The sequence below is a fragment of the Noviherbaspirillum pedocola genome, assembly GCF_016632335.1.
In the GTDB taxonomy this organism is placed as follows: Bacteria; Pseudomonadota; Gammaproteobacteria; order Burkholderiales; family Burkholderiaceae_D; genus Noviherbaspirillum_A; species Noviherbaspirillum_A pedocola.
Map to the genome: position 1 here is coordinate 1 of NZ_JAEPBG010000009.1, position 18612 is coordinate 18612.

13 protein-coding genes and 2 pseudogenes are annotated in these 18612 nt (G+C 54.9%); 7 read left to right on the top strand and 8 right to left on the bottom strand.

Going from position 1 to position 18612, the window contains the following annotated elements:
• Window positions 1-127 precede the first annotated feature (127 nt).
• Window positions 128-1248, bottom strand: a pseudogene (locus JJB74_RS19290) (IS3 family transposase); the annotation flags it as partial.
• A gap of 556 nt (window positions 1249-1804) precedes the next feature.
• On the opposite strand from JJB74_RS19290, the gene JJB74_RS19295 reads away from it, so the two are divergent.
• The gene (locus JJB74_RS19295) at window positions 1805-2242 is read left to right on the top strand and encodes a hypothetical protein (protein ID WP_200594559.1); all 438 of its coding nucleotides are present in this window, start codon (window positions 1805-1807) and stop codon (window positions 2240-2242) included.
• A 105-nt stretch (window positions 2243-2347) separates the two neighbouring features.
• Here the strand turns inward: JJB74_RS19295 and JJB74_RS19300 are convergent, their stop codons facing one another.
• The 3 genes from JJB74_RS19300 to JJB74_RS19310 are packed head-to-tail and all read right to left on the bottom strand — an operon-like array spanning window position 2348 to window position 7683.
• The gene (locus JJB74_RS19300) at window positions 2348-5440 is read right to left on the bottom strand and encodes an efflux RND transporter permease subunit (protein WP_200594561.1); all 3093 of its coding nucleotides are present in this window, start codon (window positions 5438-5440) and stop codon (window positions 2348-2350) included.
• Between the two features lie 18 nt (window positions 5441-5458).
• A complete protein-coding gene (locus JJB74_RS19305) occupies window positions 5459-6505 on the bottom strand; it encodes an efflux RND transporter periplasmic adaptor subunit (RefSeq protein ID WP_200594563.1) in 1047 nt (348 codons plus the stop codon).
• A complete protein-coding gene (locus tag JJB74_RS19310) occupies window positions 6502-7683 on the bottom strand; it encodes a TolC family protein (RefSeq protein ID WP_200594565.1) in 1182 nt (393 codons plus the stop codon). The genes JJB74_RS19305 and JJB74_RS19310 overlap by 4 nt, the downstream gene beginning before the upstream one ends.
• Window positions 7684-7960: 277 nt before the next feature.
• Between JJB74_RS19310 and JJB74_RS33685 the strand changes: the two genes are divergently transcribed.
• The 4 genes from JJB74_RS33685 to JJB74_RS19325 are packed head-to-tail and all read left to right on the top strand — an operon-like array spanning window position 7961 to window position 10776.
• Window positions 7961-8092 (top strand): hypothetical protein, encoded by a 132-nt coding sequence (locus tag JJB74_RS33685; protein ID WP_267913172.1) that lies wholly within the window; start codon window positions 7961-7963, stop codon window positions 8090-8092.
• Between the two features lie 55 nt (window positions 8093-8147).
• Window positions 8148-8810, top strand: coding sequence for a response regulator transcription factor (locus JJB74_RS19315; protein WP_200594567.1), 663 nt, complete (start codon window positions 8148-8150; stop codon window positions 8808-8810).
• Entirely contained in the window at window positions 8786-10141 is a 1356-nt protein-coding gene (locus JJB74_RS19320) for an ATP-binding protein (RefSeq protein ID WP_200594569.1), read from the top strand. The genes JJB74_RS19315 and JJB74_RS19320 overlap by 25 nt, the downstream gene beginning before the upstream one ends.
• Before the next feature lie 29 nt (window positions 10142-10170).
• On the top strand, window positions 10171-10776 hold the full coding sequence (locus JJB74_RS19325) for a phosphatase PAP2 family protein (RefSeq protein WP_200594571.1): 606 nt from the start codon (window positions 10171-10173) through the stop codon (window positions 10774-10776).
• Between the two features lie 230 nt (window positions 10777-11006).
• Here the strand turns inward: JJB74_RS19325 and JJB74_RS19330 are convergent, their stop codons facing one another.
• From JJB74_RS19330 to JJB74_RS19345, 4 genes and pseudogenes are all read right to left on the bottom strand, one after another.
• On the bottom strand, window positions 11007-11333 hold the full coding sequence (locus JJB74_RS19330) for a YnfA family protein (protein WP_200594573.1): 327 nt from the start codon (window positions 11331-11333) through the stop codon (window positions 11007-11009).
• Between the two features lie 557 nt (window positions 11334-11890).
• Window positions 11891-12651 (bottom strand): annotated as a pseudogene (locus JJB74_RS19335) (SDR family oxidoreductase).
• A 40-nt stretch (window positions 12652-12691) separates the two neighbouring features.
• A protein-coding gene (locus JJB74_RS19340) for an IS3 family transposase (protein WP_200594575.1) occupies window positions 12692-13923 on the bottom strand; the annotation gives its coding sequence in 2 pieces (ribosomal slippage) (window positions 12692-13563 and window positions 13563-13923; 1233 coding nt in all).
• Window positions 13924-14782: 859 nt separating this feature from the next.
• On the bottom strand, window positions 14783-16285 hold the full coding sequence (locus JJB74_RS19345; RefSeq protein ID WP_200594577.1) for a hypothetical protein: 1503 nt from the start codon (window positions 16283-16285) through the stop codon (window positions 14783-14785).
• Between the two features lie 486 nt (window positions 16286-16771).
• On the opposite strand from JJB74_RS19345, the gene JJB74_RS19350 reads away from it, so the two are divergent.
• Both JJB74_RS19350 and JJB74_RS19355 read left to right on the top strand, forming a co-directional pair.
• The gene (locus tag JJB74_RS19350) at window positions 16772-17230 is read left to right on the top strand and encodes a hypothetical protein (RefSeq protein WP_200594579.1); all 459 of its coding nucleotides are present in this window, start codon (window positions 16772-16774) and stop codon (window positions 17228-17230) included.
• Window positions 17223-18272: a serine/threonine-protein kinase gene (locus JJB74_RS19355; RefSeq protein WP_200594581.1), complete on the top strand. Its 1050-nt coding sequence runs from the start codon at window positions 17223-17225 to the stop codon at window positions 18270-18272. Before JJB74_RS19350 ends, JJB74_RS19355 begins: the two co-directional genes overlap by 8 nt.
• Window positions 18273-18612 lie beyond the last annotated feature (340 nt).

Consider the following 18612-nt stretch of genomic DNA (forward strand, 5'->3'; position numbering starts at 1 on the left):
TTTGCGATATCAATCCCTACAGGCATGAGTAACATAGTGACCTCCGATGCAAAATCACGACTCCCTGACGAGCTAACTATATTCTTTCGGCCAAGGCTGACCAGGGCGGGAGGCGTTCATATCATTGTTCAAAGGCGATGGCCAAGTTATGTACCGCCGTCACGGCATCGGGCTTGGGCATGAAGGCGATGTAATCGCGCTTCATCGTCTTCACGAAGCTCTCTGCCATGCCATTGCTCTGTGGGCTGCATACCGGCGTCGTCAGTGGCTTGAGCCCCAGTTCGGCAGCAAACATCCTGGTGCGCTCGGCAATATACCCTGAGCCGTTATCGGTCAGCCACTCGATTTCCTCTGGCGCCTTCAGCGTCGCGCCAAAGCGGTTTTCTACCGCGGCCAGCATGACATCGCGTACGACATCGCCGCTATGCCCGCCGGTGGTGGCGACCCAGCTCATGGCTTCCCGGTCGCAGCAATCCAGCGCAAACGTCACCCGTAATGGCTCCCCGTTCTCACAGCGGAACTCGAAGCCGTCCGAGCACCAGCGTTGGTTGCTTTTGGGGACGGCGACTTTGCCATCGTGCCGCCGCTGTGCCCGTGGCGGTATTGGCCGGCGCTGCAGTAGCAAGCCATGCGTGCGCATGACGCGATAGACGCGCTTGGCATTGACAGCAACTGCACCCTGGCGCTCTCGTTGGCGTCGCAACAGTCCCCAAACGCGGCGGTAACCATAGCTCGGCAAGTGCGCTATCGACGCGCGGATTTCCTCCACCAGGCCAGCATCGTCAGTCTTGCGCGCGGAACGTCCATCCTGCCAGCCAGTTGGCCGGGCCAGTTTGACTGCCACATTCGAGCGCGCTACGCCGAGAACTTCACAGACCCGCTTCACAGGTCGTCCCCTGGCAATAAGGGCGAGCGCGCTAGCCATTTTCGCGACTTCATTACCTCCACGGCTTCCTTGAGAATCTCGTTCTCCATTGTCTTCTTGCCGAGAAGCCGCTGCAGTTCCTTGATTTGCTTGAGCGCGTCATTGAGTTCGGAGGCTGGCACCACTTCTTCGCCGGCGCTGACTGCTGACAGGCTGCCGTTCTGGTACAGCTTGCGCCAATGGAAGAGCTGGTTGGGGTTGACGCCATGCTGGCGTGCCACCATCGAAACCGTCTTTCCCGGCTCGCAGCTCTCCCTAACCATCGCCAGTTTCTCGTCGGTTGACCACCGTCGCCGGCGCTCCGGACCCGTCAATACTTCCATCACTTCTTTCTTCGTATTAGTCATGAACACAGTCTTATGCCTACCCGCTATTTTAAGTGGGAGACTGTGTCCGGCATTTCAGGGGGCCGCTCCAGTTGTCATTGTGAAACATTGCGAGAATCGGCCATCCTGATGATAGGGGACCGAGGGCGCTTTGAAGGTGGGCTATCCAAAATCCTGAGCCGCGTATGCATGAGCGGCCGACGAGCCTGAACGACGTCCCCAGCTTACCTCTGTTGTTGAATGCTTCAGCTAGCTATTCAAAGTCCAAATCATCACTTTTCAACGCGTCGTTGACGGGCTTGGGCTCAGGTGTCCTGTCGTACAGGCGGCGCTGATTTTGGCTCGACATTAACGGTCAACTGGTGTGAAACACACCAATAAAGTCACTGTAGTTGCTAATTATCAACATAAATTCGATTCCACTCGGAAATAATTGCGGTGCCTGCTCCAGTTCAGTAGGATGAATTTCGAGCAATATCAGACGTGCCATTTAAAAAATACTTAATGGAACGCGGCGGTTTTTGGTTGCGACGTAGCCTCGCTCGGAGGAAACATGGATACATTGCTTGATTCTACAGACAGCATCGATGGGCCAAGGGACGGAACCTTGTCGAGCAATATCTTGGAAGGGGACTGGGTCGCCTATCGACAACACCTTTTGGAGGCCGCTAATCAAAGTCCGAGGGTCCTCAACGCTTATGGTGGGTTATTGCCATACAAGCGCGCAGGTGCTTTGGCATATCTTGGACGGCGGGCCCAGTTGCATGGAGGGGTATGTAGTCGGATACAGCCACGCATCCTGACCAGCATCTTCGTCGCCGAGCTTGGCGTTGCAAACGAAACACAGCGGTTTATGCGCTATCCCTGGCTCAAAACGTTGTTGAGCCTCCTTGCGGAAATGGAAAAAATTCAGGACGACATGGCGGCCGGTGCGAACGTAATTTCTCTTGTGCCGCCTTCCAAAGTTTCGGCAGTGAATGAAGCGCGCTGAGCAGCTTGTGATGGATGTCTGCGCGATGCTTGCGTTAGCTTCAACAATGTTCTGAAGGTATGCGAATGCAAAAGGGTGCTTGTCGGGAAAAGAACGAGTCCGACACTAATTATTGGGCTGCCTGAACTTCCCGAATCGTAGCGACAGAGCCGGCAAGACAAGAAGATTTAGCACGGTCGACGTAAAGAGTCCGCCTAGAATGACAATGGCCATCGGGCCTTCAATTTCATTTCCTGGTTCGCCGCTTTGAAGGGCGAGTGGCAGCAGACCAAGCCCCGTCACCAGCGCAGTCATCAAAATGGGCGCGAGCCGCTCAGTGGCGCCTAAGGTTGCAGTGTCCATATTCCACGGGCGCCCCTCCTGATGTACCAGGTGTTGATAATGCGAGATGAGCATGATGGAGTTGCGAAGCGTAATGCCGAACAGCGTGACGAAACCCACCATCGAACCAAGTGACATGACGCCGCCCGTTGCAAAAACGGTCAGGACTCCACCGACGAGCGCGAACGGCAGGTTGCTCATCACGAGCAGCAAGCCGCGTACGCTGCGTAGCGCAAGAAAAACGAGCAAGCAGATAGCGACGGCAGCAATGGCGAAATCCATTGTAAGGTCCCGCTGCGCATGGGCTTGGGCTTGTGCCTCCCCGGAGAAGACGACGTTGTAGCCCTTGGAGAGCTTCAGTTGCGAGCTGACTCGCCTCTTTGCTTCATCTGTGAACTGAGCGACCGATGTCCCGTTGACCTGTGCGGTGACTGTCTGAAGCCTCTGACCGCCATTGTGAAGAACTAGATACCGACCGTCGGTTTGTCGGATATCGGCAAGCTTGTTGAGCGGGATGACCGCGCCGTCCGCAGTGCGTAACGGTAGCTCACCAATCTGAGACGGGCTGTTGCGAGCACCAGCATCCAAGAGGACGGCGACATTGAAAACCGCACTGGCTTCATAAACTTGCGCGACTTCCGCACCCTGATAGGCCGCCTGGATGGCCTCCATGACGTCCACCGGCGCCAAGCCCCATCGGGTCAATTGGTCCTGGCGCAGGCGAATTGACAGTTGGGGCAGGGCAGCAGGTGCCTGTAGCGTCACACCAGAGGCTCCCGGGACTGAATTCAGCACCTTTACGACTTGGCCACCCAAGTTATCCAGCACGTCCAGATTGGGGCCAAAGACATTGACGATGACTGGAGCGGTATAGCCGGAAATCGTTTCCTGGACGCGCTCGGTTAGAAAGGTCTCCGCGGTAAAGACCAGCCCGGGAAAGCCTGCCAAGCTCTTGCGCATGGCAGCCATAGTCTGCTCCTGTTCTTCTGCGCCCAGTCCGGACTTCAAGTCGACTTCAAATTCGCTGTACTGTGGGCCGAACACGTCAACCCCGCGCTCGGCCCTCCCGACGCGTTGGGCAACGGACCTGATATTGGGGACTTGGAGCAAGGCTCGGCTAACGCGTTCGCCAATGCGCATGGATTCTTGGACAGAAGTGCCGGGTACAGCCTGCATGTGGACGATGAAGTGTCCTTCGCGCAGTTCGGGCAAATACTCCCTGCTGAAGAATGGGATGGCAATCAAGGCCGCGACCAGAAAGCCGCCGAAGGCAATCAGTGCGAGAGCCCAATGCTCCTCCACTTCACGGAGGATGGCGGTATAGCGCACCTTCAGCCATCGGTACATGCGCGGTTCATCCTTATCCTCGGTGCGTCCGGCGAGCATGGTGTAGCAAAGCGCCGGCGTTACCGTAAGAGCGACCAAGAGTGATGCCATGATGGCCAGGATGTAGGCGATGCCTAGGGGGGCGAACAACTTCCCAGCGACGCCGGACAGAGTCAAAACAGGTAGAAAAATTGCAGCTACGGTGAACGTGGCGTAAATGACGACGCCGCGCACTTCAGTCGAAGCATCAACGACGACCTGAATCGCAGGTTGGGGATTTGGCAGGCGGCGGTTTTCCCGCAGACGTCGATAAATGTTCTCGACGTCAATAATGGCGTCGTCCACAACTTCGCCCAGAGCGATTGCCAACCCACCCAGCGTCATGGTGTTGAGAGGGACGCGAAAGTGGTACAGAACGATGACTGCCGCCAGCAGGGATAGCGGGATAGCCGTTACCGAGATAAAGGCGGTCCTAACATTGAGCAGGAAGAGAAATAGGACAATGACAACCAGCGCGCCGCCGACCAATAGTGCCACGCGCAAATGTCCGGTCGACGTCATGATGAAATTGGCTGGTCGGAACAGCTTGGGATGGAGTTCGATGCCGTTGGCTTCTAGTTGGGGCCGCAACTCAGCCAGAGCGCTTTCGACATTCTTGGTGACGGATACGACGTCGGAGCCGTACTGATTGCTGACCATAAGCACGACGCCCGGTATCCCTTGTATATTCGCGCCACTGACAGGCACTTCCTGGCCGACTACCACCTTCCCAACATCAGCGAGCCGCACTGTAGAACCATTCTTCTGAAGCAGCACCACTTGCCCCAGCTGTTCGGCATTCGTGGTTTGCCCAATGGTAGTTAGAACGAGGCGCTGGTTAGGTGTGTCGAGTACCCCGGCCCCGCTGATGCCGGTCGCTCGTTGTGCAGCATTCACCACATCATGGAGAGAAAGACCGAGCCTTACCAGTTTGTTGGGGTCTACTTGCACTTGATACTGCTTGATTTCACCGCCATAGACGCTGATATCGGAGACACCCTGGCTGCCCAGCAACCTCGGTTTGATAGTCCAATCAGCAATAGTGCGCAGCTCCATCAGTGACCGTGTTTTCGAAGTGAGCCCGAGGCCCAGTACCAGCGTGCTTGACGAACTTAAAGGCGTCATCTTGGGCGTTCCGACATCGGCAGGTAAAGACCCCGCAACTGTTGTCAGCTGCTCCGCGACAGTCTGGCGCGCGCGGTGAATGTCGGTCGCCTCGTCGAAGATGAGGGTGATTACCGATACCCCTTGAATTGATTGCGAGCGCATCGACTGCAGACCGATGGAGCCGCCGAGCACGTTCTCCACGCGTTGAGTAACTAACTGCTCAACCTGCTCGGAAGACAATCCAGGAGCTTCCGTCTGGATGGTCACCAAGGGCGGCGTAAACTCAGGGAACACATCAAGCCTGCTCTGGCGGAAGGCGTGGATGCCGTACGCAAAGACAAGGCAGGCAAGTACAAAAATGACGCCACGCAGGCGCACTGAGAATTCGATAATTGGTGTCAGCATGTTGAGGGCGGGAGATGGTCAGTCTTTGCTCAACAAGGCACGGCTTTCTTCGGATAGGAGAAGCTGTGCACCGCGGACGACGACCTGTTCGCCGGCCCTGAATCCACGTGTCACAAGGTAATCCCCATTCCTTGGGATGCTTGCGTCAACTGCCCGACGCTCAAAGGTCGTGGCTGTGGTTCGGGCATACGCCCAAGGCTGGCCACCGTACCAGACGATGGCATTCGCCGGGATATCTAGGCCGATATCTTGGGCTTTCCCGAGATGTCCAATCACGCGGGCGCCAACCGCGAGTGGCGTAGAGGTTCGGTAGAAATAGGCTCGACCTTGGACGTTCGGGTCGGTTTGCGGCGACTCCGACACCAGCCGAGCCTGGATGGGAGCGTCCCCGTTTCCGTATAGCGTCAAGGTGGCCGGAGCCGGCGCGGACTGTGACATCAGCACTATGCGAATGAGCACTTCGCGACGAGCCGTAAATGGAGCAAGTTCGGGAGACCGGGGCGAAGTTACCCAACTTGTAACGGTGGCTCCGAATTGCTGGCGTATCGAGCCAGCTACCGCGTTGGTCGTAGCCTGCGCGACGTTTAATTTTGCAGTCGCAGCGGCGTCTGCAGCGCTCGCGGCGCCGAATGCCTTCTGCGACACATTCTGGTCGTCCTCATATAGTGCTCTGACTCGACCTAGCTCTGCTCGACTTGTCGCCGACTCGGTCTTGGCTGCGCTGAGGTCAGCGAGAGCAGATGTATAGCGACTGGATAGCTCTACCAATGGCTGGAGGTCGACGACAGTGCCATAAACGGTAGGGCCGTCTGCGGCCGCCATCTCTTCGATTGCCGCCGTCTGAATTCCACTGTGCGTTTGGGATGCCTGGTCTACCGTTAGCGTCGTGACGCCGTCCTTGACCTCGATAGTGACTGAGTTGCGTACCGGGGCTTCCCGCTCCGCCTCATTAGATTGTTCGCCCTTGCTCAGCCAGTACTCGCCCAATATGGCCAAAGCCAAGATGGTCGGAGACAGCAATAAGAGGCCTTTGAGGATTGTTCTTTTTGATTTTGATATGGTCATTTGGCGAACTCACTCAGGCTGTCGGGAACAGTCGGGCCGGAAATTGGCCGCTGCATCGCATCTTCGATTTTTCCGACTGCCTGCTGCATCTGGACGGTGGCATCCAACACCGCGAGTCGGGCGAGGAGTTCGGTTTTCTCGGCCAAGGTCAGGGACATTCGGTCGTCTTGGCCCAATTCCAGTGCGCGTTGAGCGGTCCGTAGTTGACGACGTTGAACAGCCAATTGGCTCTCGTTTTGGCTCATCATCCCACGGGTGGTGTTGTAGGCAGCGACGGCGCTGTCGACTTCGGCGAAGGCCTTTGCTTCTAGCTGTTTCACGCGCGCTTCCGCCTCAAGCCGCCGGCTGCGCGCTTCAGCGATGGGCCCTTCGTTCCGGTTGAAAATCGGCAGTTCCAGACCCGTGAAGTCAAAGCCGACCTTGTGCGCGCCTTGGTCGAAGGTGTACCCGGGCCCAAGATGCAGGTTCGGGTACTGCCTGGCCACCTCAAGCTGAAGCGCGGCTTGGCTGACTTCGTATTGCGCCAAGCCCTCGAGTACATCTGCCCGGTTCAGCAATGCTTGCCGCCGAATTCCCTGTGGCGGCAATTCTGGGACAGGAGAGCTGAACCCGGTCAGGTCCAGTTGTGCATTGGAGAGTGCCTCTGCCCGCAATCCGAGCACCGACGCGACCCGGACTTTGGCCGCTGCCATCTCGCGTTGGACAGCCAGTAGTTCGTTCCTGTCCTGAATCAGCGAAAGCCGTTGTTGGTTCACTTCCCAAGTCGATGCATAACCGGCTGCCAGGCGTTTTTCCAAAATCGTTACCAGCTTCTGGTCCAGGTCAACCTGCCGTTGGAGAAGTCCGAAGCGTTCTGACGTCGACCAGAGGGAGAGGAGTTGCTCCCTTAGCTGACTCCGGATGCTCCAAGCGACATTCGCAGTCTGAAGGCGAGCAGCAGTGACGAGGTGGCCCGCCTCATTCACTCGATAACCGCGTTTGCCCGCCGTCTCAATTGGAATATCCAGTGCGAACCCGACTATCCAGGGAGACACGCCGGTATTCGGATTCACCGTCCATTGCAAAGGAAATTGCAGAACCGGGTTTGGCCGCTGGGCCGCCGTGACTTGGCCAGCCTCCGTTGTCGCCAGTTTGGCTCGCACAGCTTGGAGGTCCGGATTGAAGAAGAGCGCTGCCAAGGTCAGGCTATCGAGATTCCATCGTTGAGGCGGCCAGGATTGTCCTGCTTGGCGAGTATGGGCCTGGATGAAATCCCGGAGCTCCGGGGAGCTGAGTGAATGGCTACTCAGGTTCTGCGCAATGGTTTCTGCAGAAATCGGGCGTGCATCGTAGTGCTGGGTAGCACATGCGGCAAGAAGGCAGCAAAGCAATGGCAGAGCAAGTCGTCGCCAGGGACGACATCGGTCCTCACTAGCTATATATTGTTTTAATGACAATTTCGCACTCGGAGATATCATGGCGTCCCAACGCTATCGGCGCAAACTTAGCAAATACTTAGAAAGTATTATTTTGCGTCAGCATTTGTTGATTGATGGAATGTATGCCGGTATGGGCATAGGAAAGGTTGGCTTTCTAAGCCTTTGCTAAGTTTGGGATGAGATGCTGCTGCTACTTCCCGGCAAGCATTTGGAAAATGCAAGAAATGAGAACCTTATTGGTAGAGGACGACCCACTTATCGGTGAAGCCGTGTGCCAAGCATTGCGGGATGCTTGCTACACGGTTGATTGGGCAACCGACGGGCGGGCAGCCTTGACGGCGACTACGACGGAAAACTATGCAGTCGTCATGCTCGACCTGGGGCTTCCGGAACTGGATGGATTGAAGGTATTGCGAGAGCTTAGAGCCCACGGAAGCCGCGTGCCCGTTCTGGTAATCACGGCACGCCATGCAGTGGAAGACCGTATCGCCGGCTTGGACTTGGGCGCGGACGATTATCTGGTAAAGCCTTTCCATGTCGGTGAACTTCTCGCTCGAGTGCGCGCGCTTGCACGGCGCCAAGGACCGGACGTACCGCCGGTGCTACAGAACGGTAGCCTGTCGCTGGACCCCGCTACCCATGAGGTCTGGTACCAGGGCACGCTGCAGCAGTTGTCTGCGCGCGAGTTCGCCGTGCTCTACGAATTCCTCCGTCGACCCGGCATCATTCTTTCCCGCAGTGACCTGGAGCAGCGTATTTATGGTTGGAATGAAGAAGTCGAAAGTAACGCAGTCGAATTCCTCATCCACAGTCTGAGGAAAAAGCTCGACACCAGCGTCATCAGGAACATAAGGGGCGTCGGATGGATGATTCCAAAGGCACAGTGAACCGGTCCCTGCTGTGGCTGCTGTCCGTTTCGATTTGCGGGACGATTCTCGTCGTCGGCATCCTCGGTGCGCTGACTTCGTTTTGGTTTGCTTTTGAGGAAGCGCGCGACCTTCAGGACGACGAACTCAGAGAAATCGCGCAGCTGGTATCACTGGACGAGAAAAACGCGATTTCTTCAGAGGCCCACCCGCCAGTCGATGATGAGCCTGAAATGCGGGTTTGGGTGATTCGCATACCGAAGGCGGGAGGGAACGTCTCGACGCCAGACCTATCGCTTACCCTGACGCCCAACCTTTCGGACGGCTTGCACACGGTGGGTTCGAAGGGCGAGTCTTGGCGTCTCTATGTGAGGACTGTGAACGCTGGGTATGGTTTGGCGGTCGCCCAGCGAACTTCTGCAAGAGACGAGATTGCTAGGGATAGCGCGCTCCGTACCTTGACTCCGTTCCTTTTGGTAATCCCAATCCTGATGGTTTTGGTTGCCTTGCTTATTCGCTTCTTGCTTCGCAAGGTCAATGAGGTATCCGAGGAAGTAGATAGAAAGGACGACACGGACCTAACGCCTATTCTTCCTGACAGCGTACCGGCGGAAATCCTTCCGTTCGTCACTGCCACCAACAAGCTTCTTGGGCGCGTTAAGTCTTCGCTCCAGCATCAACGGCAATTCGTGGCGGACGCGGCGCATGAACTGCGCTCGCCGGTAACCGCAATGACTCTGCAGCTGGAAAACGCCATGGCTGTCGAGACGATGCCCGAAGCGGTGGGGTGCCGCCTCGCACCGCTTGGAACAAGCCTCGTGCGCATGCGAGCACTGGTGGAGCAACTGATGATGTTGGCCAAGCTAGAGGCAAGCACTCCAGCATCGCCTCAGAAGATGGACGGGAAGTCCATCGTTGTGGAAACGTTAGGGGAAGTATTTCCACTTGCCGATTCGAAAAGCATCGACTTGGGCCTAGTAGTAGGTGAGGACATCGTCCTCCGCGGTAGCGAGCATGATTTCCGCGCATTGGCGAGAAATGCGATTGAAAATGCCGTGCTTTACACGCCTTCGGGAGGCAAGGTCGACGTGCGGTTTTACCGTGACGCGGACATGGCCGTGCTAGAGGTCGAAGACACCGGCCCTGGAATTCCAGAAGACCAAATTTCGCGCGTTTTTGACCCGTTTTACCGGATAGCCGGTTCGGGACAAGTAGGAAGCGGACTTGGACTAGCCATTGTGCGCAGTGCAGCGGACCGACTTGGTGGTCGCGTCAGCCTACTTAATAACCATATCTCGCCCGGCAAAATGGGCATCCGTTTCAAATACATTCAACCACTACACCAGCACTAAATATTAAAAATTTGTCGAATGGAAATGCAATGACCTCACTGGAAGCAATCAACCAATCGTTATTTTTGAGTCTCAATGCAGATGCTTTGAGCCCGACCTGGGAGCTTATACTTGCCAAAATTGCGGCAGAAGATTTTATATATGCAATTCCCCTATGTTTGGCTTGTTTTTGGCTATGGGGGACCTCTGAACAGCGAAATCTTGCATTAAAAGCCTGTATAATTGCCGTTGTCGCGCTAGGTGTGAACCAACTCTTGGCAGTTCTCTGGCCCCATCCGCGGCCCTTCATAATAGGGCTCGGCCATACTTACATTCCGCATGTGCCCGATTCTTCTTTTCCAAGTGACCACGCAACGGTGTTTGCCGCTGTTGGTTTGACACTGGTCTTTGCAAATTGGCGTTCGCTGGTTGGTTGGGGAACGCTTTGGGCCGGGGTAGGCGTAGCCTGGGCGCGGGTCTTCCTTGGTGTGCACTTTCCGTTGGACATGGTCGGTGCATTTGCTGTAGCCGTCCTTGCGTGGCTTGTGGTCAGCCCGATTTGGCGTTTGCTCGGCACACGCATTACTGCGTTTGCTACGCAGCTCTATGGCCGAGTTTTAGCCCATCCGATTGCGTTAGGTTGGATTCGTCCATAGGACCTATACGGCGCCGCCCGCCTTGAAGGGAATATCGTTCGGCCTCTTCAACTTGGTGAGCGGTATCGCGATGCTTTCTGTCAGTACTATCGCTGGCACCCTCTGGGAACAACTCGGCGCCGCCACAACTTTCTATGCGGGAGCTTTGTTCAGTGTGCTGGCAGCAATTCTGATTATTAGTCGCGGTGTCGAGTGAGCCGCTGGGAAGGCCGGAAAGCGACAGTCCAGGCTCACACTTGCCGCTGGCCGAGAGCAATGACGCCTGCGCCGCATAACGCCAGACCTACACCGAGGACATCCGTCCATGTCGGTTTCACACCGTCGACTACCCAAAGCCAGCCAAGTGCTGTCGCGATATAGACAGCCCCGTAGGTGGCGTAGACGCGGCCGCTCGCCGTTGGATGCAGAGTCAGCAGCCACACAAAGATGGCGAGGCTGACGGCGGCCGGCAGAAGTAGCCAAGGACTTCCTTTAGACGTTAGCCAAAGGAGCGGCAAATAGCAGCCAACGAGTTCGGCTATAGCTGTTGCAAAGAATAAGCTGAGGGTTTTCGCCATATTGAGTCACTGCACAGTCAGAGTTTTCCAAAGAAGGAAGAGGCTTTCTCGGGCATTGTTTGATGTCGCTTTGCAACAGATTGTAATTCTGGTCATCGGCACGCGAGCCACCGCGTTGTAGGGAGTAGCAAGGGCACTGTCTCCTTTGCCTCAACTTTGAAAGTGAATTCAAAATGAAGAAAGCTCTCGTCGTCGCTGCTTAGTTTGCCATAGCCGGTATCGCTTCTGCGCAAAACGCTGCACCTGCTCCCGCTGCACCAGCCGCTGCGACCGCGCCGGCTGCTACTACTGCACCGGCAAACGGCGCTGAAGCTAAAAAAGCCGCGCCCGCTGCGGCACCGGTGAAAGTAGTCAAGCACAAGAAATCGCACGCGAAGAAGCATGTGAAAGCAGCTGCGAAGAAGGATGACCAAGCTAAAGCAGAAGCTACTGCACCAGTAGCGAAGGCTGATGCAGCTGCGACGCCGGCCGCGAAATAATCGCTTATCCTCTGCTTCCTTGGAATGAAATAAAGCCCGCAATGCGGGCGTTATCGTTTGCATTTCAGCTCGTCGACCTCAGAATGTTTGCGCTGTCGCCCGGAAAAGAATTTGGTTGATGTCGACGTCATCCGGCTGGGACACGGCATAGGCAGCGGCCCGTGCGAATGAGTCTGCAGGAATCGCAGACTCATAGACCTGCTTCATGTAGGCCGCAATATCCACCGGTTCAGTGACACGCTCTGTCAGTTCGGTTGCGACTGCACCGGAAGAGATGATTGTCGTCCGGATGTTGTAGGGCTTTACCTCTTGCCTCAGCCCTTCAGACAGTGCACAAACCGCATGCTTGGTCGCCGCATAGACGGCGCCGCCGCCGTGTACCTTATGCCCGGCCATTGAGGATACATTTATGAAGTGACCGGACTTCTGTCGCTGCATGTGCGGTAATGCCGCCGCAATGCGATACAGGACGCCTTTGAGGTTCACGTCAATCATGCGGTCCCAGTCATCAACCTTCAGCCGCTCCAGCGGAGAGCTTGGCATCAGGCCTGCGTTATTGAACATCACGTCGATACGCCCGTTAGTATTCACAGCCGTATCAATCAGGCGCTGAACTTGTTCTCGTTGGGTGACGTCGGTTTCCCACAGTCAAGGCCTTGCCGCCTTTTGCGACGAGTTCTTGGGCCAAGGTGTAAATACGCTCAAGTGCGCCGCGCGCTCAAGACAACGATGGCACCTTGGTACGAGCCGGGAAATTCGCATGAGACGCTACTGGCACCGGAGCTGCAAAAAGCCGAAAACCGTCTGTCGTCCGCGGCTTCCGTATCAAGACTACGGATGGCGTCTTGGATTCGCCCCCGTACTTCCGGACCATCGGCATTAGTTATTTAAAGCCTGTTTTTCTCTAAATGTCCGTGGCGGCAGGTACTTCAATGCGCTGTGCGGATGCTGCGTATTGTAGTGCTCGAACCAGCTGTGCAATTGCCGTATCACGGTTCTGGCGTCCGGCCGCAGTGCCAACCTAGCGTAATCCCGTTTGATGGTCTTGACGAAGCTTTCCGCCATGCCGTTGCTCTGTGGGCTATGTACCGGAGTCGTCACCGGCTTGAGGCCCAGGCTGCGGGCAAAGGAACGGGTTTCGGCAGCGGTGTAGCAGCTCCCGTTGTCCGACAGCCATTCAATCTCGGCCGGCGCCGTCTGGTTAGCACCGAAGCGAGACTCCACGGCTTGCATCATCAAGTCACCTACGAGCCCCGCATCAATCCCTCTGGTGGTGGCAACCCAACTCATCACCTCGCGGTCACAGCAGTCCAGGGCAAAGGCAATGCGCACCCGCTCACCGTTGTCGCACGCGACTTCAAAGCCATCGGAGCACCAGCGCTGGTTGCTGACGTCCACGGCCACTTTGCCGTCATGCTTGCGGGTCGATACTGGTCGTTGTCCGTGCCGGTACAGCAGCAGGCCATGGTCACGCATGACGCGATAGACGGTCTTGTGATTGATGCGGCATCCCCATTGGTAGCGCAGCACGGCCCATACCCGGCGATAGCCATAAGTGGCCTGTTCATGCACGACCTGACGAATATCCTCCAGAACTGGACCGTCGTCACGGTGGTTGCGCGCGGTACGGCGGTCAGTCCAGTCAGCAGGACGGCTATGTATTGCCACCAGATGGCTGCGCGCCACGCCAAGGGTACTGCAGACTGTTCTCATTGGTCTTCCCTGGGCAACAGCGGCGAGCGCGCAATCCATTTTTTTGATTTGGCGAAATCCACGGCTTCCTTAAGGATTTCGTTCTCCAGCGTCTTGCGGCCCAGGGCAGCTTCGAGCTGCTTGATACGCCGCATGGCCTCCTGCAGCTCGGACGCTGGCACCACGGGCTCATTGGCGCCTACCGCCACCAGCGAACCTTCGGTATAGGCCTTGCGCCACTGGAACAGCTGGCTGGCAGTGATGCCCGCTTCGCGGGCCACTAGCGAGACCGACATCCCAGGTTCCATCGTCCGTCTGACCCATTCCAGCTTCTGTTCCGGGGTCCAGCGTCTGCGCCGTTGGACCCCGGTAATGACTTCCACTTCCTGATTTCTCCCTGAAGGCATAGGCATATCCATAGCAGTATTCCTAGTCGTAAGTTTAAGGAATACCGATGGTCCGGAGAATCAGGGGGCTACTTCACGTCTGCATTGGCCAGGCGATATCGGAAAGCGCTCGCGATTGGGACCTCTTCACTACAGCATGAGGCCGTTAATCTGTGCAAGATTGTGCAAGGTGCCCAGAAAGAGCTGGTTTGTACGGCGTGCAAGTCAGGTCTTCTTGATTCCGCTCTCATAGGACCTAAATTCGGACTGCGCCGCGTTTACTGCGGAGCGCCTGCGGCAAGTTGGCCAAGATACTGACGCGAGTGACATTGCAACGGCCAGCATCGCTCTTGGCCAACAGTCGGCAGAAGCCACCATTACTATGTCATGGAAAACCGATGCCAAGCATACAATCCAAGTCGATGGGGTAACCACGGGCTCAACGTCCTCCTAACACTGGAGGCGTACCAAGGTGTGCGATTGAACGACGGCGACCATGTAGTTGGCCAAGATTGGCTAAGACGATGGATATCGCTTCGAGTTGCTTGGCCTGCAATCCTGGGAAGGCTGCGTATCTGCATCTACGCAAGGTTGGCCAGGATGCCGGCGCCACGGGCATCGGAAAACGCCCGCGTCGGTTCTTGGCCAACATGCTTTACCCTACGCACCTCTTCCTTAAAAGACTGCTCGTTCCGACGTCGCTGCGTGGCAACTGCCTCTGGCGTGGTACTTCTTAAGATAGTCATATAGAAGTAAAGAAGCTATCTATAAGGTATGGGTAACGTTTTTCCAGTATTTTTAACGATTTTTGACGCCGTAGCACATAGTTGCTTACGGGAAAAGTCATAGCCAATTACGGAGAAAACATAGTCGTCTACGGGGGGGCACATAGTCATTTACGGAGGGCGGGGTCCTCGTTGCGAGCCAGCTTAATATGATAGGTTTTCGCCCCCGGGCGCTCCTCGTTCATTTTGTATTTAGGCACTTCGCTAATCAGCCTTTTCGCAAAAAGCTCTTTGTGCGCCACGTTAATTGCTTGTCGCAATGGGGCGTCCGCCATCTTCGCCCCTAAGAATTCTTGCAACTCGGCTAGAGTAAATGGATGAGGCCATGCATGGCGGTCGTATAGCAGAAAGAGACGGCGCGCCGTCGGGTTCTTCAAGCTGTAGTATTCGTCTTCCTTGAACCAAGTAGAAAGCCCTTTGCCGAAGAGGGCGCGTACGCGGGATGGGATTGTAATAGTGAATGTACCTGGTGCATCGCGCTTCGCTGCCGATGTCGAATCGCCTAATAGACTTACGACAACATGAAGGCGCTTCGTCTCTAAGGCTGTCTGTGCATCCTTGTCATCTGGCATGGCGACCGCTATAGCTTCTATAAGCCGCGAATACGTTGTTGTAATGACAATTTTTGCATTTTGCAGTCGCAAGACTTGGCCTCGCAGGGATTTGTACTGTGGAGTACTATCTCCGCGTCTCATAGCCTTCAGCATATCTATTTCGCGTAGCTGAACATCGGTACCAAGCGGCAATCTTGCTCCCTGCGCGTCTTTTGCTTGCGCCCCGTATCGAAGCGCCGTCACCCAAGTCTCGATGTCGCTAACGCGCAGCTCTTCGCCCACGTATTCAATGGTGGTTGTCTCGGCGCGTACGCCGGAAATACGGGACACTACGAGCGGGTTCGAGGCACTCCAGCTTTTCCGCGCGCCTTTGCCTATCGTAAGCAGCCTAGAGCCGGTAACAAGATTCGAAACCTGTAACTGGCCCCGATAGAAGTGAACATCAAACAGTACAACGTCAGTAGGTGACTGCTCTGTGGAAGTATCGGACGTCGGGGGGCATCTATTTTCTTGGTGCTTGCCTCCGCCTCTAGCGACTGGGGTGCCGCCCTGCTCGTGCGTTGAATGCTCAGCGACAGGTTCATCGTTTCGGCCCTGAGGCGTCAAGGCCTTGGGCTGTATTTGTCGCAGGGCCGCCAGTCTCTGCGGCTCTTTGAGGGAGGCGCGCGCTTCACGTGCCGCACGTCGCTCCTCTAAGGCAGCAAGCGCCTCTGCATAGCCTACTTCATCGGGGTCCATCACAAAAACTTCGCCCGCGGCGACGCCTCTTATGATTCTTAGAATCTTTCCGAGCCATTCTCTATCGGACATCGGCCGCTTGAATCCCTCGCGCTCATAGAGAGGGGCGGCATCTTGGCTGGTCGAAGCGAAGAGTTCGGTAAGCTTGGTCTCGAGCAAGCGCTGAGCTGCTGCGGATTGCTCGCAAATTTTTCGCATAGCATCAGGGGAGTATGCGAAGAGGAAATCGTGCTCGCCAGAGGCGATAATGCCTTTGATGTCGTCTAGCTCTAGCAGTTCGACTTGTTCAAGCGTATAGCTATTGATTCGGGTATGCATTCGAACTTTCGGACGTGGTATGTCCACGTATAGGCCTTGGCAATATACGCCAGTCTAGTCATCTCCTATGCACCCCTGCTCAGAAAAGAAAGGCAGAATCGATGCTCAAGTAAGCGAGTGCTTCTTTGGAACTCGGTATTCAGCCTTCTTCTGAGAGAGATTCCTGAATTTCGGCAGCACCTTCTTCTGGCTGCGTAGCTGACACTCCCAAATTGTTGGACTTCTCTTCTCAAAATGGTCGGGCTAGGCGCGCTAGTTTATTGGTACTTTCCATGGATTGTAGCCGTCGAAGTACCCGTTTACAATCCACGTCCGCAGCACATTTCCAAGTTGCAATGATTGCCATGGGATGCTGCATCTTCAAACAGCACTATGGCACTGGATAAACATACAGTGTTATAGTGTCGCAAAGTGTTCCACCCGTCTCTCGGCTTGCTGCAAAAGTAGCTCGTGGCGCCACGGACGGTCAAGGTCGGAAAAGAAAGAATGAGAACAATCGGAATTCGGGTCGCCCCGCGCGCCGTCACCTTTGTAATTTACAACACCGAAGAGAATGAAATCGTTTCCGTAGACAGCATCAAGGTTCCAAAGGCTTTGGAAGTGCCGGATTCGCTTAAGTTCGTGCGGAATACACTTTTAGACGTAATTCGCGAGTATGGAGTAGAAAAGGCTGGGGTACGTATTACTGAAAGCAATTCGAGGACGATTTCGCATGAGCGTATTCAAATGGAGGGCGTAATTCAGGAGGCTTTTGCTAGCAGTCCCATTGCTGCTTATTACTGCGGAAGGATTGCCACAATTTCCAAGTATTTGGGATTTTCATCCAAGGATTTTGGGAAATATGTTAGCGGAGAACTGGAGCTGGATTGTGTTGAAGATTGGAAGTCTCATAACAAAGAGGAACGTGAGGCGATTTTGACGGCGTTGGGAGCTGCTAATGCTTAGACCAATTGAGCGCGCCCATCTTTCGTTCGAGTTTGTTCGAAATATTGGTCAAGAGGGGAAAAATTCTGAGGTTTACCTCGCTCGCGACCATCAACTGAATGCTGATTTGGTGATTAAAAAAATCAGCAAAGGGTCTTTCGCTGACCCTGCAGCATATTTCGTCGAAGCTAGCATTCTTTATCAAAGTGAGCACGCGAACGTCGTTCCTGTTCATTACGCATGCCAGGATGAGGGGTTTATTTACATTGCGATGCCATTTTTCCCAAATGGGTCGCTGAAGTCATTAATGGATTCCCGGTTTTTGACTGTGCGGGAAATAGTTCGCTTCGCAATACAATTTTTGAGTGGATTGCATAACATTCACACCAAGGGTCTTATCCATTTCGACATAAAGCCTGACAATATATTGCTGTCGAAAAGGAAAGAGGCTCTTGTTTCTGATTTTGGACTTGCAAAGCAAATGGATTCGGAAGGCTTTGCAGAGCAGCCAATTTCATATACTAAGATATCTCCCCCGGAGCGCGTTGAAGGGGAGGGGGAATTCAGCATATTGCACGATATCTATCAGACAGGTGTTACGCTTTATAGAATGTGCATTGGCGATAAGGAATTTTATCTACAGTGGAATTCTTTTTTTGAAAATGGGGTTTTTCGTCGCGACTTGTTTATGAGGGCGGTAAAGCAAGGACATTTCCCCGACCGGACGAAGTTTCCTGAGCAAATTCCGCAACGTCTGCGGGCTATTGTTAGGAAATGTATGGCTCCTGAGGAAGGGAATAGATATCAATCAGTACTTCAAATCACTAATGCGCTTGCAGAAATTGATGGGCCGGAACTGGATTGGCGTTACGAAGTTGCTGCGGATGGAACCCGAAGGTGGTCGTGCGTATCAGATGGTAAAGAATGCTTTCTTGTTGTCGACCCTCAAGGGCGTTCAACTGCAAAGAAACAAAATAGAACCAATGCCTACACTAACATCAATGCCTTTTGTAAAGACGCAATAACACCTGATGACGTTCGAACTTTCATAGAGACGATGTGATGCAAACCATCAAGAATGCCCGCCCTAAACATTTGCTGAGGGAACATCTGACTGTCGCCCCAGTACGCCGGCGGGAATCTATGGCTAAGCGTACGGAAGAGGAAGTATCGGAGTGTCTTCGCCACGGTGACCCGCATGGGTACACTGACTGGGGATGGTCTCCTGATACTGCCAATGCACATAAGAAGAAATAGCTCGGCTCTTTGCTTCGTAGCGGGATAGCTATGACTTTCCCGGATGAACGAACCCGAGCTATCCTCCTCGCCCGCAACTTCCTATGCGCGCTGTGCCTCTCATAAGACAGGCATCGCACAACATATTCAGTAATAGACCGATGTCC

What these genes read in the sequence shown, in the direction of transcription:
- JJB74_RS19295 (WP_200594559.1), top strand. Translation starts at nt 1,805, where the DNA reads ATGGATACATTGCTTGATTCTACAGACAGCATCGATGGGCCAAGGGAC.
- JJB74_RS19300 (WP_200594561.1), bottom strand. Translation starts at nt 5,440, where the DNA reads ATGCTGACACCAATTATCGAATTCTCAGTGCGCCTGCGTGGCGTCATT.
- JJB74_RS19305 (WP_200594563.1), bottom strand. Translation starts at nt 6,505, where the DNA reads ATGACCATATCAAAATCAAAAAGAACAATCCTCAAAGGCCTCTTATTG.
- JJB74_RS33685 (WP_267913172.1), top strand. Translation starts at nt 7,961, where the DNA reads ATGGCGTCCCAACGCTATCGGCGCAAACTTAGCAAATACTTAGAAAGT.
- JJB74_RS19315 (WP_200594567.1), top strand. Translation starts at nt 8,148, where the DNA reads ATGAGAACCTTATTGGTAGAGGACGACCCACTTATCGGTGAAGCCGTG.
- JJB74_RS19320 (WP_200594569.1), top strand. Translation starts at nt 8,786, where the DNA reads ATGGATGATTCCAAAGGCACAGTGAACCGGTCCCTGCTGTGGCTGCTG.
- JJB74_RS19325 (WP_200594571.1), top strand. Translation starts at nt 10,171, where the DNA reads ATGACCTCACTGGAAGCAATCAACCAATCGTTATTTTTGAGTCTCAAT.
- JJB74_RS19330 (WP_200594573.1), bottom strand. Translation starts at nt 11,333, where the DNA reads ATGGCGAAAACCCTCAGCTTATTCTTTGCAACAGCTATAGCCGAACTC.
- JJB74_RS19345 (WP_200594577.1), bottom strand. Translation starts at nt 16,285, where the DNA reads ATGCATACCCGAATCAATAGCTATACGCTTGAACAAGTCGAACTGCTA.
- JJB74_RS19350 (WP_200594579.1), top strand. Translation starts at nt 16,772, where the DNA reads ATGAGAACAATCGGAATTCGGGTCGCCCCGCGCGCCGTCACCTTTGTA.
- JJB74_RS19355 (WP_200594581.1), top strand. Translation starts at nt 17,223, where the DNA reads ATGCTTAGACCAATTGAGCGCGCCCATCTTTCGTTCGAGTTTGTTCGA.